Source organism: Bradyrhizobium sp. USDA 4474 (assembly GCF_054057515.1).
Genome location: NZ_JBSRZJ010000002.1, coordinates 4,997,969 through 5,012,334, shown reverse-complemented (window position 1 = coordinate 5,012,334; position 14,366 = coordinate 4,997,969). Strand labels below are relative to the sequence as shown.

The window sequence follows — 14,366 nt, the reverse complement described above, 5'->3', positions numbered from 1 at the left end:
GAGGTGGGCAGTATGAATCGGACTCGGGCGGCCCGAGCAGCAGCACGTTTTCTCCGTTGGCTATCCAACGTGATGCGGCAAGATCACGGATCTGCTTTGGATCGATTGATGGCTGCGCCTCGAAGTCGAAGCCAGCAAGCTCCTTCACCGCCGGGAAGTGTGCGAGCTTCAGCGCCATCTCTATGCGGCGATGGTCCTTGCGTGCGATCTCGCGCTCGCACAGCAGGATCAGCGTCTCACGCGCCGACAGGTTCGCGCGCGCCGCCTCGTCGAGCAGGGTGTCGAGCTGATCGCGGATACCGGAGAGCTGCAGTCGCGCCAGCATGGCATCGAGCGGATCGGCCGTTGCTTCCATTATCTTCTTTGCCCGTGCCATCAGAAGCTTCCTCCGACCACGGCTTCGTATTCGGCAAGAGGGCGCAACAACGAGGGGGGTGAGGACGGCGCCAGCACCGCCGCCGCGATCTCAGCCCGGCGGACCGCGCCATTGCGACCAGCAACACCATCGAGATGAGCGGTGTCGATGATCCGCAGCCGGCGTCCATCCGATTGCTTGTGGATCGCAACTTGGTGCAATCCATGGCGGATCCGCACTTCCCCGGCCGCGATCGTTACCGCCACGGGCTCGCCAATCAGGCGCCACGGCACTGAGTAGCTGTTCGTGTCGATCTCGACGGCGCAATCGTGCCCGACGACGCGGGTCAGTTCACGCAACGATCCGAACGACGGTTGCCCGCTAAGCGGCTTCAACCGATGTGCCTCGTCACGCGCAAAGCGAGCAATCGGCGCCTCCCCGGTCGTGCCGTGGATACGCACGTTCGCCACCTCACGCTCCCATCCGGCCAGATGCGCCTCGAATGCCTCCCAGCTCGCGAAGGAATGCCCCGCGATCGCGTTCTTCTTCACGTAACCGACGCCATTCTCCGTCTTGCCCTTCGTCCGCGCCCGATACGGCGCGCAGGCGCGAGGACGGAAGCCCCAATGCTTCGCGAACGCGATGAGCTTGTCGTTAAATTGGACCGACCGGCTCACGGCGTCGTGGCGCACGACAAGCGCCCGGGGATTATCCATCAGCACTTCCTCCGGCACACCGCTGAAGGTCGTGAATGTGCTCTCGAGCCCGGCGAACCAATGCTCTTGCCTCTCGGCCCGGAACGCACGCACATGCAGCCGCCGCGAATGCCCAAGCGTTGCCACGAACACGAATGCCTTGACTCTCGCCCCTCCGATCTCGACCAGACGCTCGCCGAAGTCGATCTGCAGCTGCCGGCCTGGCGGCGTCTCGAACCGCGTCGTCGCCAACGCCTCCGCCTTCAGCGCCTGACGATAGGGCTGCACGGCGCGTTGCAGCGTCCGCCGGCTGACTGCCACGCCTTGCTCGGCCAACAAGTCCTGGCGCACCACGTCGGCATTGCCGCGATGCCGAATGAGCCTCTCGCGCAGCCAACCCTCAAGGCCGTCGAGACGCTTCGGCCGCTCAGGCGACTTGAACGGCTTCACCCCGCCCGCCGCCACGTAGTCCTTCACCGTGTGATGACTGCAGCCCAGCTGCCGCGCAATCCGCTTCAGACCCCACCCGCACGCCCTCAGGCGCAACATCTCCGCCACGTCATTCGGCGTCTTCATCACCTGCCCCCGTGGATCAATCCACGACGAGCTTTCCGCGATTCGTTCCTCTTTCATTCACTCTCTCCTCGGCTATCCAAGGAGGGGGCAATTCCTCATGACGCCGAGGGGCGCATTGCCTCACTAAAAATGTTACCGGACAACTTTCCTGTCGTGTCTGGGGCGGAGCTGCCGAATCAGTTCGGTGGCGGGTATGGCAGGGAAGATCAGCATGCGCGCAAAGCGCGAGATCACATCAGCGCTGGTGGAGCGTTATCGGGCGAGCGGACGGCTCGAGAAGGCACGGATCCTGGACGAGCTGTGTGCCCTTACGGGATGGCATCGTAAGCACGCGATCCGAGCACTGTCGGTGGACGGGGCATCGGGATCGGCCGTGCCGCGGCGACGGGGCCGCAGTTACGGAGCTTCCATTCGCGTTGCACTGATTGTGCTCTGGGACGCCTCTGACCGGCTCTGCAGTAAGCGGCTCGTCGCGATGATCCCGTTTTTGCTTCCGGCACTTGAACGGCACGGCAGATTGAAGCTTTCTGCCGATGAGAGGTCGAAGGTTTTGAAGGTGAGCGCGGCGACGATCGATCGCCTGCTGAGCGACGTAAAGATCGCAGCAGCCGGAGGGCGCCGACGGCGGGCGGGCTTTTCTAGTGCCGTACGGCGGCAAGTCCCGGTGCGTACATTCAATGACTGGGGATCACCTCCGCCGGGGTACTGCGAAGCGGATCTGGTTGCGCACGGCGGCATGTCCGTATCTGGCGCGTTCATTCAGACGCTAACAATGGTGGATATCGCAACGGGGTGGACCGAATGCTTTCCGCTCGTCGTGCGTGAAGCAGCTCTTGTGATCGAAGCTCTCGAGCGGGCGCAGAACCTATTTCCCTGGCCCATTCGGGGGCTAGATTTTGATAACGACAGCGCCTTCATGAACGACACGGTCGTGTCGTGGTGCCGTTCTCACGATGTCGAAGTCACTCGTTCCAGGGCCTACAAGAAGAACGATCAGGCATTCGTTGAACAAAAGAACGGAGCTATCGTTCGCCGCCTGGTGGGCTACGGGCGGTTTGAAGGCATTGATGCCGCTCGCTCATTAGCTCGCCTGTTTGCTGCGGCACGGCTGCACATCAATTTCTTCCAGCCCTCGTTTAAGCTGAAGGAGAAGCACCGCGAAGGTGCCAAGATGATCAAGCGCTATCTTCCTCCCGCTACGCCGTACGAAAGAGCATTGGTCCACCCGAGGCTCAATGAGGCATTCAAAGGTCGGCTGCGGGAGATTTACCGGACGCTTGATCCGGTGGCATTGCTGGCACAAATGCGGGACGCTCAGAATGAGCTGGGTAAGCGCGTCGATCAACGGGCTGGAAAGCCAGCGATGACTGTCGCGCAGGGGCATAGCGACTTAGCGGCCTTTGCCCGAGAGCTCGGCGACGGTTGGAAACAGGGTGAGCAGCGGGGCATTCATCGTCGTCGCTATGTGCGGCGCAAGCCTGTGCCACGTCGGCCATCGATGCTCGACCCCTACATTCCCATCATCGAGGAATGGCTCGCCGCGGCTCCGCACTTGTCCGCGGTCGATCTTCTCTCCCGGCTGGAAGCGCATGCGCCCGGTCGGTTCAGCGGCCATCAGCGGCGCACGGTGCAGCGATTGGTCAAGAATTGGCGATCAAAGGCCGCTCGACAGCTCATCAGCAGCACAGAGATCACACTATCGGGCCAAGCTTCGTGCCTTAGTATTTAAATCCTGACAGGTTCTTTCGCCGAAGCACCGCAAGCCGCTCGCTCGCTACGGCGCTCTGTAGGGCGCGCTTCGCGAGCAGCTTGCTCCGACTCGCGGCAGCCGATCCAGAAAAACACCAGGGTGCGCTTCGGTAACATTGTCATCTGAGGCAATATGAGGGGGCAGTTTTCCATGGCGCGCGACAGGCCGGGCCAGAATACGGATTTTGGAAGAAGCGCGATGTCACTTTCGCAACGGCCGAGCGGACTGTGCCGGTCAGCGCGTTTGCTTCTCGACAAAGTCACCCGCAGCCCCGCAGTGATCCAGCAGAATTGGAAGGCTAGATCGCCACACTGATTATGGTCCGACTCTTGCTGTAGTGAGGCTGGTCACATTGTGTCCAACTTCAACTTGTTCAAACGTTCAGGAGACTTCAATGAATTTTCGACCACTTCACGATCGCGTCGTGCTTAAACGCATCGACGCCGATGAGAAAACCGCTGGCGGTATCATCATTCCGGACACAGCCAAAGAAAAGCCGTCGCAAGGCAAAGTTATTGCAGTTGGCCCAGGCGGCCGAGATGAGAGCGGCAAGCTAATTCCGATCGATATCGAAGTCGGTGACCGGGTGCTGTTTGGCAAATGGGCAGGCACTGAAGTCAAGATCGACGGCCAGGATCTACTGATCATGAAGGAGAGCGACGTGATGGGCGTCCTCACCGAAGTGTTCTCCAAGCAGAAGGCCGCCTAATTCTGGACTTGCGCAGCTCACCTCCTTCTGAGGAGGCCCCTGGGGGCGCTGAACCAATTGGAATCGAGGGAATTCTCTATGACAGCGAAAGAAATCAAGTTCGGAGTAGATGCGCGAGATCGTATGCTGCGCGGCGTCGACATTCTCGCCAATGCCGTGCAGGTCACACTTGGTCCAAAGGGGCGCAATGTCGTACTCGACAAGTCGTTCGGCGCGCCGCGTATTACCAAGGACGGCGTTGCGGTTGCAAAAGACATCGAACTCGAGGACAAGTTCGAGAACATGGGCGCGCAGATGGTGCGCGAAGTCGCTTCGAAAGCTGCGGATGCTGCCGGCGACGGCACCACTACCGCGACCGTCCTTGCCGCCGCAATCGTGCGTGAAGGCGCCAAGTCGGTTGCCGCCGGCATGAACCCGATGGACCTCAAGCGTGGTATCGATCTCGCGGTCGAGGCTGTGGTGGCGGACCTCCAGAAGAACTCCAAGAACGTGACCTCGAACGACGAGATCGCCCAGGTCGGAACGATTTCTGCCAATGGTGATGTCGAGATCGGCAAGTTTCTCGCCGACGCCGTGAAGAAGGTGGGCAACGAGGGTGTCATCACTGTCGAGGAAGCCAAGTCGCTCGAGACCGAGCTCGACGTCGTCGAGGGCATGCAGTTCGACCGCGGCTACATCTCGCCCTACTTCGTCACCAACGCCGACAAGATGCGCGTTGAGATGGACGACGCCTACATCCTCATCAACGAGAAGAAGCTCTCCTCGCTCAACGAGCTGCTGCCGCTGCTCGAGGCCGTGGTGCAGACCGGCAAGCCGCTGGTCATCGTCGCCGAGGACGTCGAAGGCGAGGCGCTCGCGACCCTGGTCGTGAACCGCCTGCGCGGCGGCCTCAAGGTCGCGGCCGTCAAGGCTCCGGGCTTCGGCGATCGCCGCAAGGCCATGCTGCAGGACATCGCGATCCTGACCGGCGGCCAGGCGATCTCGGAAGATCTCGGCATCAAGCTCGAGAACGTCACGCTCAACATGCTCGGTCGCGCCAAGAAGGTGATGATCGACAAGGAGAACACCACGATCGTCAACGGCGCCGGCAAGAAGGCCGACATCGAGGCGCGCGTGGCCCAGATCAAGGCGCAGATCGAGGAAACCACCTCGGACTACGACCGTGAGAAGCTCCAGGAGCGTCTCGCCAAGCTCGCTGGCGGCGTCGCGGTGATCCGCGTCGGCGGTGCGAGCGAGGTCGAGGTGAAGGAGCGCAAGGATCGCGTTGATGACGCGATGCATGCGACCCGCGCGGCTGTCGAGGAAGGTATCGTCCCCGGCGGCGGCGTCGCCCTGCTCCGTGCCTCCGAGCAGCTGAAGGGCCTGCAAACCCAGAACGACGACCAGAAGACCGGCGTTGAGATCGTACGCAAAGCACTGTCCTGGCCGGCACGCCAGATCGCAATTAATGCCGGCGAAGACGGATCGATCGTGGTCGGCAAGGTGCTCGATAATGAGCAGTACTCCTTCGGCTTCGATGCACAGACAGGAGAGTACAGCAATCTCCTCTCCAAAGGTATCATTGACCCCGCCAAGGTCGTGCGCATCGCAGTTCAGAACGCCTCCTCCGTGGCGGGGCTGCTGATCACGACGGAAGCGATGGTTGCCGAGTTGCCGAAGAGGGCTACGCCTGGTCCAGCAATTCCTGCTGGCCCCGGTATGGGCGGCATGGATTTTTGATCCAGGTTCTCAATTTCTCCATGACTCGCGAAACCCTGGCAAATGCCAGGGTTTTTGCATGGATTATCCTTAGGCCCTTGTCATCCGCTGCCCATCGGTTTTTCCAAGTGCTCGGCGGCAGGACCAGGCTCGGCCGTCAGCTTTCGACCGACCTACCAACCTTTTCCGTGTCACGTAGCCGAAAGCGATAAAATTCCGTCGTGACGTTTCGCACCTAAATCTTGTGGCCAACGCGGTTGTCTGAACCCTGACAATGCTCGTTCTCATAGTCACCAAAGTATCCCGGAGGAGTGATGATTGACGCTATTCATGTAGTCATCTCGGACCGGCTCCCCCTCAGCTTCCCTGCTGCGAAGGTCGGGTCACGACGCGCTTAGACTTAAACGCCCACTAAAGTTCGTGCTGCTTGCTTCGCATTCAATTTCTTGGGTTTCCATGTGATGATGGGAACGGCATGGTACTCCGCATAGGAGCTCGCCGGCTACGACGGCAGTCAGGAATTGTGGCCTCGGCCAACAAGCCTATACTTGCTTGCATCCACACTATACCAATGTGTAGCGGAGCTAGCCGCTGGGATGAATTGGCACGAAACATGATTGGGATCATCGTGGCTTTATGCCCATGTACAACCAAGTTTACGCTCAATTCGAGGCGAAGCAGGAACGCTCAGCTGAGAGTCGTGCAACCGCACTATACTCCAGTTTGGCTGCTGACCTCAGTCAGTTGAATTTCGCAGACGCGGATGACCGCCGAGCATTCCCTCCGACCCTACACAGCATTTTGGCAAGGCATGGACTGTTCGGGCTCACCGCACCAAGAGAGCTGGGTGGATTAGCTCTCCCCTTGCACGAGGCCATCGATCTCATCTCCGTCACGGCATCGTTCGATGTCTCCGCTGCATCGACCCTCGTTATCCATAATTTTCTAGCCTTGCCTTGCATCGAAGCGGCCCCGCACATCCCCGAACGAGGCGCTATCATTCGGGGAGCAACACGCGGCGATCTCTGCGCTTTCGCTTTGACGGAACCTGGAGCTGGGTCTGCCCCGAGACATATAAAGGCTTCGGCTTTCGTCCAGGACGATACAGTTCGTATCTCTGGCCGCAAAATCTGGATCGGCCTCGCTGATTGGGCTCGCTGGATCGTTTGCTTTGCGCGCGCGTCAGGACAGAACGATGCCAGAGGTCGGTTGGTTGCTGTACTCGTTGACAGGCAGGCTCCAGGCCTCAAGGTGACCCACGAGCATAGAACCCTCGGTCTACGTGGCATCATTCAGAATACACTGGAGTTCCAGGATGTTGAATTGCCGCGCTCCTACGTGCTTTCCGGCGATCAAGACGGCTGGGGAGCGGCGACATCGAGTATGAACCGCGGCCGTATCGGTGTAGCTGCTATGGGTCTTGGGGCCCTAGAGCGTGCCATCCAGATTGCGGCCTCTTATGCAACCCATCGCCGGCTTGGTAAAGTGCGCATGATCGAGAACAGTTACATCGAGCAGCTATTTGGACAGATGGTGCTGCGGCGGGAAGTGGTGAAGGCGATGCTGGCAGCATCCTGCCAGCTTCTTTCACTGCACGGCGCGCCGAACGTCCACCTTGCGTCGGCAACGAAGGTTTTGGCCTCAGAGTGGTGCGGCCTTGTCGCCGATCAATGCGTTCAACTGCTGGGCGGCCGCGGTTATGATGAGGGAACGCCTTTGGCTAAAATCTACCGGGACGCTCGCATCCTCCGCATCTTCGAAGGCCCGACTGAGGCGCTCCTATCACATCTCGGCCGCTGCCTCCTCTCCAAGGCCACGCGCCACGAAATAGCGGACCTGTTTCGGTCGGTTGGGGCGGCATCGATCCATGCTGCTGCGATCGACGAGCTCTCTGGCCTCAATGAGACTGACGGTGCCGTCCTGATTTATGCAGGTTGGCTCACCACATTGGGACTGGCAAAAGCCGTCATGTCCGCTGGCTGCTTCTCAGCCTCAGATTGTGCCGCGGCTGCATCCGACATGGTCGGTTCTGAACTAGCATCTCTCCGCACTCGCGCGCCGGCACGACAAACTGTCGAAGCCTGCAGTCGGGCCAATCGGAGACTAGCTGCTTTTCTTGACGAAGCGGCTTGCTCTATTCGCTCTCCCGTACTCACAGACGATTACCTCAAGTTGGTGCAGTATGTCTGACGACTAGCGCGTGTCGGACGTCCTTTCGTGTGGTGGTCCCCCCGCAAGGCGACACTTGACCGCGCGCTCGCATCATCGACGGGCTGGGTATATTTGCATCCTGCTGCCCCTTCTCGCTGTCACGTGGCATATACGTGGCCAGAAGCTCTCAAAGGAAACAACAGTCGTACGTTAGGCCATGTCTGCTTTCAAGACAGGTGGGCACGGACCTCCACAAGCCGCTCTGGCTTAATGCACTGCGTCAGTTCGTCAGCTTTTCGAAAGCTTGTCGGTGTAAATCAATGTTGAAGTTAGCGGCGCGTGGTAGGGACAGCGCTAGCCCCGAGTATGCGTGGGGATTTCAGCGCCGAGTCACGTTTCTGCTAACTTCACCAGTAGTGCGGGCGTGGCAGAGACAGCGTCTAATCCATCCAGCCCGACCATCGTCGAGTCCGCCCGCGCTGCTTCCAGCGTTAGACCAGGACCAAATCCACCCTGGTGGGCGACGGTCTTCCGGATCAGCTTAATAACCCGCTTACGCTCGATCGCGCGAAGAGAATTCCGGCTCCTTAACTCAGCAGATCTCGTCGCATTCTTCGGCGTTTAACTTCTAAAACGACTTTGTCGTCCAGCTCCGCGCCACCTCAATTGAGCAGTTTGGAACGCACATGATTGTCACAGGCCAGCCCGCGGATGACCTGTTCACCGAGGGCGACATCAAGAGCGGCAACGAGGGCACGGCGCGGACTACTGCGAAGCACGCAGCGATCGAGGATTGATTTTTGTTCGACGGCATGCCAACGCCATAAGCAGCAGCTATTTGGTTGGGAAATCAGCATAGCAACGGCCGACAATGACTCCAAATCGCACGAACTGCAGCTTCTGCGCCACCGTGGATGCCTAGTCGCTGACCGTATGCTGTAGCGCGATTGAGCGCAGGGTATCGGTAATCCTGCCAGAAATGTCCTTCCTGAGTGCAAGCGCATGCCATCCAGGCTTTTTGACGTAAGATGTCGGGCTCGCAAACCTGAATGATCGTCCAACCTATATCGCTGAACATTCGTCGTCCTTCGCCCTACTTGAGAGCTTCAGTCGAGAGCACGACCGAGCATCCCAAAAATAGTGACGAGTGCACCTAGTAGGCGGTGTGTCTCGCATTGACCGACTAGGCTCCGCGCGCGGTATCCTGCAAGCTCCGTTGCAACCTGCGCCCGCTCACGTTATTCTCTGTGTTACCACGGTGGATATATCATGTCCGTTCAAGCTGCTGTAACGATCGGCCAGGCTTTTGAAGAGCGCGCGCATCTGCTCTGACCGAATAGTAAATTCCCCATAGTTAGGATCAAAGAGCGTCGTCGTTCCATTGGACGTCGAGGTTGCAATTGTGTGTCCGCCACCTGCGGCGAAACGTAAGGTCACGAAGTAGACTGACGCTTCGTGGGCGAGCTCGTCGACGATCGGGGCAATCTGCGAGGATGTACCAAACCTATATCGCGTCTCTGCGGTGGAGGGTTCTAGACCTGCTTCCCGCAACATTGAACTCTTCGCCCGGAAGTCATTTGACCCTTCAGCATTCTCCCTTCGCACAAGTGTCTTTAGCTCTTCATACCGCTGCTGCCGCATCGCCGCTGAGCGATGATTTTCAGCACCCGGACGCAGAGCCCTCATGCGGGATGAGGGACTGCTTGGGAGATTGAGGAGCCACTCCGCTGCCAATCCAACGCAGATTCCGCTGACATTGGCCCCGGGCAATTCAGCAGTCCTGTATTCGAACAGAGGACGGACAGAGCCCGTTGCAGGGGATGAATCGGATCGGGAGGACAGAGAGGATAGGCTACGGGGCGAAGTGCCTGGACTCTCAGTGATTGCATCCAAGCTATGCGGCTTGCTGCAGCAGAGTCCCATTCGGTCAGACAATTCCCCAGATGACAGACTCTCCTGACGAGCCAAATCGGTGAGCGTTTGCGTGAATTCACTACCGTTGGCGGACCTACTCGGTTCCTCAGCTTGATTGAGCTGCGTATATTGGCCACTAACCCGATTGTACATGCCGGTTCGCCTGCTTCTCAGAGAGAACGCGCGCTGCTTGCAGCCCACGTACAAATGATATTGCTGCAAGCTGACGGCGAGCTGACCACCGGAGAAGCTGGCCTCTCCAACAGCGAGTCCGTGATTCAACACCTCCGACATGAGCTCGGATGCAGCCGCAGGCTTGCGGCCGACGAGTTAACAACCTTTCACAGCTACGACACCCCTAGTTGTGGAATGCGGGCGCACTTCCTGGGCAGCGGCCTTCGCCAATGACGCCTATCAATTCGCGATCTCACCACTGCCGCGTTGCGGCGCGGCCACACTCTTGCCGTAGGATCGGCCAGTTGCGCGCCGGTCGGCCCGACTAAGCGTGGGCGTTGCTGTTGGCCAAGTTCATCACCGTCTGCGCAACGGCAGTCATTCTGTCGGAACTTGTTGTTAGCTGCTCCTGCACCGTAGAAGTTAATTCTGCGGCCACAGCCCCGTGCTCACTGCACAAGGCGATCGGTACAGACATATAACCCGGATGTCCGGCTTACTCATGGGCACCAAATCGGTGCTTCCGCACCACCCCGGTCTCACCTTGCGCTCCCATCACGCTGTCGCGCTCATCCGCGCGAATAACGCTGCCGCGTCCCCAGGACTTAGCCCAACGACGCCTACATAGCTCGGAGACGGCATCGGAATGTCTCTATAGGTGGGTCTCCACAAGTGAAGGCAATATCGGCTGTTATTCACATACTGCGAATGTGGAGGATGCAGTTGCATAACGCACTCTTCTTCATGCCAAAACAGGTCTTTGACAAAGCACATCTCGTCCCAGTTCGGACAACGCCGCGGGGTTGAAACTGCGACATGTTCCCAGCCGGGACGGACAAATGCACTGATCTTGAGTTCACACCCGCAAGGCCCCTGCACGAAGAAAAGACCGCCAGGGCCTGATCCTGGAGCAGTAGCTAAGGGGCCGTGTCTCACGCGGCCCGCCTCCAGCTTGTCTATCATCTGGGCTCGCACGCCTGCTCCTTTGCCTTTCGAATAGCTCTGAAGTCAACGTAGATGACGTTGTCTCGCAATATGTCAAGCTGCTCGATTGTCGGTCCAACGTTCCAAAACCACTGTATAGGGTACCAGCCCCAGAAGCCGTAGATGTCTATCATCACTCCTTCTCCTCCTACTAATCCTCTAATGCTCGAACCGACGCCCTCGTCCCCACTGGTTGCCTGCGGACGGGCGCCCCGCGATCTGCGCGTTCGGCGAGTCGAACGGCCGATTGCATTTCGCGCTCCTATGTAATCCGCGATTGGCCCATCCGATGCGAGCATTGAATCGTTGACTGTTCACCCAGTGCCCCGCTTGCCCACACGAAATCAGCGACTCTTGGCCTAACCTCGTCTTCAGTGAATTAGCCTTCATCATGGCATGCCCTACTGTGGCCTGCGACATCTAGATCGCACGATGCTCGCAACACCAGTAGTGGCTGCAGATCGCTCGGCGCAACATTGCTGCTTCTCGAGAAGGTACTTGATCCTCCGCGACGTCCTCGCCAAGGCTGAACAGTCCCAATGCGCCATTTATGTGAAAATGATTCAGCCTTATCGCGGCCAAATCGCCTCGCGGACAACCGCAGACGTCCGCATCTCTATTCTCCGAACCAGCGTTCGGCTGCTATCTCCGTCGTAAGCTAGCCGTCAGGAACAATGTTTAGTCGATCTCGTCGTTCGCAACTGGATATCAACGGATTTTACAGGACAAGATGCAGCTCCTAGCGAGTTGTCCACGGTATGTCGCTCGCGAAGCGCTCACTATTTGCTGCTAATGCGGGTGTTGTCCCCGACAGGAGTGTCGCGTGTCCGACATCGCACAGCGGTCCGCGTGACCAAACCCACCTCATCAAAAGCGCTGACGACAGTTCTGGCTCGTGGCATGTCACTTGCTGTGCTCACAGACGCGACTTGTACCGACGATGTACGGGCAATCGATCGGCCAAATGCCCCCGCGCAACGAACATTATTTCTGATACTTCCCTATGAAAGAGGACTGCAAACCTATGGATGACAGGAGGCATGCAAAGCTTGGCATCTACGGTTTAGACAGCGGTCAGCGAGATGACATGCCACATTGGCGCTCAACAAAACTCCCAACGATCACGCATTTGGGCGCCGATCGTCGCTCCCGGCAAGTGGGAAAGAGCTGGAACTGGGGGCTTTTGGCCGCGTTGCTCATAAATGCGCTGCTCTGGGCGGGTATCTACTGGGTCATCGTCGCCTTCTTCTGAGACAATCCGGCCATAGCAGCGAGCGGCTACAAGCACCACTCCTTGCTAGGGCCGCAAGCTGACGCCGGCCGCGCACTCCGCGCTGCGCCTTGATAGTGACTGCGCTGCTCCAGCGGCCGCAAACGAGATGTCGACAACCCAGATGCCTCAAATCGGCGACACAGAGACCTCGTTCCAGCTGCGACGAAATGCCAAACCTAGTAGATAGAAGGTCACCGTCGCCCAGAGGTGGCGTTCTGGACAATTCGTCTGATGCGACGAGAGAATTAATTCTCAGTAGTCTTTTTTTGTGAAGATCGCTTCGGTAACCAGACGAACGAAGGTGACCTGAAACAGGAATTGGGCAGGCGGCTGGCTTGCTCTCACGAGCGTGTGGCATGCGACGATCAGGCCACCGCGCTCATCCCAGAACGCCTCGTGCAGGTGTATTGACTTGCTTGCTGAGCGATATGTGCCCAGCGGTAGCGTCGGGATACGCCAGCAGGATGGGGCCTTCTGATCGTAGCAACGCTCTACAGCTCTTGCTCAGGCCGCGTATCGTCCTCATTCTTGCGCGTCTGCCACACCTGTGCCCGGCGCGCCAACTTGTCGTATTCCAAGGCAATCTTCAGCAGCCGGTCCTTGGCCTTTCCGTCGGCGAGGGCTGCCGCTTTCTTTCGCGTTGCTTCCGCGCGGCTTCGCCAATGACCTGGCTGGTGCTTACTTTTAGGATTCATGCCGAGAGCATGCAATTCGTAGATCAAAGAATTGCGACACCGAGGCTCCGTATCATCACGTAGCGGCGACGCTCGTGTGTCTGGCTACCGAAGCAGCCAGTGCTAGTCCACAACTATTAATCAGATGCCGCCGAGTGCGTATCGCAGACGAAACCTATCGTGCACAGGCGCAGAGAGCTTCAAACCAGCGACGCAGAGAGACTTGAATCGAACGTGGCGTTAGATTGTACGGTCCTGGACAGGTGGGGATCACCTCTAACAATCGGAAGACAGCTGACATGGCAGGAGAGCGAACGTCTCAATTACCTACCCTCGCCTGGGACCACTTATTAGAGAGCGCAACCTCATCCTACGAAGGTTACCCAAGGCCGTTGCTGCTCCAGTCACTTTTGGACCGGATCGCACGTATCGGTACCTATGGGACTGGCGACTAGACTACGCCATAGTATCTCAGATCATGTCAGGCAGACCCAAGCGATGCGTCTTGCTAACGCCGTCGGATGCACCGCCCGCCCAACCCCCAGCAGCTTCAAATCATCACCCGTTCCATCGGGACCCGCCTGGTCCTTCCCGTCTTTCCTTGGCCTCTGTCGGAAGGTGTCGCCTCCCGGACCGGTCAGCAGCCAAGCTCCATGCAGTGAGAACGGCAATGCTAGAGCGTCGAGGCTTACCGACACCACCTAGCTAAGCAGATCCGCCTTCCCGGTTTGCGGGTGATGGCACCCACCAAGAACAAGAAGAAGATCAACTTACCCGAAGGGACGTCATGATTCAGATACGACGAACTTACTTGGCTTCGCGCCTCCGCCTCTGCTACCGCGCCATCGCTGTTGGCATTGCAATGACAGCTGCAATGCTCGCCCCGGTCAACGCGGATGATCGGCCGCCGACCTCAGAGGAGAAAGACGCTTGCATGGAGGACGTGCTCCGCCTTTGTAGTAGTCTCATACCAAATCGCACCGCTATCACCGCCTGCCTGAGATCGAAGCAAGACACCCTTTTGCCGCTACGAAATCTCCAGGCGAGATGGCGGCGAGAAAAGGAGCGGATCGAAGTGAAAAATGCAGATCCCTTCGAATCGCGCTTAAAGGTCGTCCCACTTCGCGCGCAATTAATCCTTCGTGCAGCACCGGCAAAGGCATGCGTCTAGCGCTCCGGCAAGGCCGCACGGCGTAGGTTGATTACAGTTGGTCACTCGATTTCGCAGAGCAACTGACCTCGGCCTCAAAATCTACTCAGCATCGGGAATAGTGCGCCAAAAGCCACTCAGCGGTGCCGCCACGGCGCCCCCGAAAGCCAGACGCCTTGTGATGCGGATCGAACGTCTCGGGCAAGCGGGCGGAGACAAACGCTATTGTTCTGGCAACACATAGCGGCAGTGCTCTGATCCGC

At 58.6% G+C, this 14,366-nt stretch carries 9 protein-coding genes and 1 pseudogene; 5 read left to right on the top strand and 5 right to left on the bottom strand.

Annotation, left to right across the window (positions count from 1 at the left end):
- Positions 1 to 25: 25 nt before the first annotated feature.
- Positions 26 to 355 (bottom strand): annotated as a pseudogene (locus ACVW16_RS25260) (ATP-binding protein); the annotation flags it as partial.
- Positions 356 to 375: 20 nt separating this feature from the next.
- Complete coding sequence (istA, locus tag ACVW16_RS25255; protein ID WP_456802442.1) at positions 376 to 1,683, bottom strand: IS21 family transposase; 1,308 nt, start codon at positions 1,681 to 1,683, stop codon at positions 376 to 378.
- A 136-nt stretch (positions 1,684 to 1,819) separates the two neighbouring features.
- Here istA and ACVW16_RS25250 point away from each other — a divergent pair, with 136 nt between their 5' ends.
- From ACVW16_RS25250 to ACVW16_RS25235, 4 genes are all read left to right on the top strand, one after another.
- Entirely contained in the window at positions 1,820 to 3,355 is a 1,536-nt protein-coding gene (locus ACVW16_RS25250; RefSeq protein ID WP_456701696.1) for a DDE-type integrase/transposase/recombinase, read from the top strand.
- A gap of 415 nt (positions 3,356 to 3,770) precedes the next feature.
- On the top strand, positions 3,771 to 4,085 hold the full coding sequence (locus ACVW16_RS25245; RefSeq protein WP_456701739.1) for a co-chaperone GroES: 315 nt from the start codon (positions 3,771 to 3,773) through the stop codon (positions 4,083 to 4,085).
- A gap of 78 nt (positions 4,086 to 4,163) precedes the next feature.
- Positions 4,164 to 5,804, top strand: a complete 1,641-nt coding sequence (groL, locus tag ACVW16_RS25240; protein ID WP_456701738.1) for a chaperonin GroEL — start codon at positions 4,164 to 4,166, stop codon at positions 5,802 to 5,804.
- 621 nt (positions 5,805 to 6,425) lie between these two features.
- Positions 6,426 to 7,973 carry an acyl-CoA dehydrogenase family protein gene (locus tag ACVW16_RS25235; protein WP_456701737.1) on the top strand — a complete coding sequence of 516 codons (1,548 nt, stop codon included), beginning with the start codon at positions 6,426 to 6,428 and terminating at the stop codon, positions 7,971 to 7,973.
- 1,194 nt (positions 7,974 to 9,167) lie between these two features.
- On the opposite strand, the gene ACVW16_RS25230 is transcribed toward ACVW16_RS25235, so the two are convergent.
- Both ACVW16_RS25230 and ACVW16_RS25225 read right to left on the bottom strand, forming a co-directional pair.
- Positions 9,168 to 9,857 carry a YopT-type cysteine protease domain-containing protein gene (locus tag ACVW16_RS25230; protein ID WP_456705180.1) on the bottom strand — a complete coding sequence of 230 codons (690 nt, stop codon included), beginning with the start codon at positions 9,855 to 9,857 and terminating at the stop codon, positions 9,168 to 9,170.
- Positions 9,858 to 10,577: 720 nt separating this feature from the next.
- A complete protein-coding gene (locus tag ACVW16_RS25225; RefSeq protein ID WP_456701736.1) occupies positions 10,578 to 10,985 on the bottom strand; it encodes a DUF7694 domain-containing protein in 408 nt (135 codons plus the stop codon).
- Positions 10,986 to 12,030: 1,045 nt separating this feature from the next.
- Between ACVW16_RS25225 and ACVW16_RS25220 the strand changes: the two genes are divergently transcribed.
- Positions 12,031 to 12,258: a hypothetical protein gene (locus tag ACVW16_RS25220; protein ID WP_456701735.1), complete on the top strand. Its 228-nt coding sequence runs from the start codon at positions 12,031 to 12,033 to the stop codon at positions 12,256 to 12,258.
- A 512-nt stretch (positions 12,259 to 12,770) separates the two neighbouring features.
- On the opposite strand, the gene ACVW16_RS25215 is transcribed toward ACVW16_RS25220, so the two are convergent.
- Entirely contained in the window at positions 12,771 to 13,001 is a 231-nt protein-coding gene (locus ACVW16_RS25215; protein ID WP_456701734.1) for a hypothetical protein, read from the bottom strand.
- Positions 13,002 to 14,366 lie beyond the last annotated feature (1,365 nt).

What these genes read in the sequence shown, in the direction of transcription:
- ACVW16_RS25220 (WP_456701735.1), top strand. Translation starts at nt 12,031, where the DNA reads ATGGATGACAGGAGGCATGCAAAGCTTGGCATCTACGGTTTAGACAGC.
- ACVW16_RS25245 (WP_456701739.1), top strand. Translation starts at nt 3,771, where the DNA reads ATGAATTTTCGACCACTTCACGATCGCGTCGTGCTTAAACGCATCGAC.
- groL (WP_456701738.1), top strand. Translation starts at nt 4,164, where the DNA reads ATGACAGCGAAAGAAATCAAGTTCGGAGTAGATGCGCGAGATCGTATG.
- ACVW16_RS25250 (WP_456701696.1), top strand. Translation starts at nt 1,820, where the DNA reads ATGGCAGGGAAGATCAGCATGCGCGCAAAGCGCGAGATCACATCAGCG.
- ACVW16_RS25225 (WP_456701736.1), bottom strand. Translation starts at nt 10,985, where the DNA reads ATGATAGACAAGCTGGAGGCGGGCCGCGTGAGACACGGCCCCTTAGCT.
- ACVW16_RS25235 (WP_456701737.1), top strand. Translation starts at nt 6,426, where the DNA reads ATGTACAACCAAGTTTACGCTCAATTCGAGGCGAAGCAGGAACGCTCA.
- ACVW16_RS25230 (WP_456705180.1), bottom strand. Translation starts at nt 9,857, where the DNA reads ATGGGACTCTGCTGCAGCAAGCCGCATAGCTTGGATGCAATCACTGAG.
- istA (WP_456802442.1), bottom strand. Translation starts at nt 1,683, where the DNA reads ATGAAAGAGGAACGAATCGCGGAAAGCTCGTCGTGGATTGATCCACGG.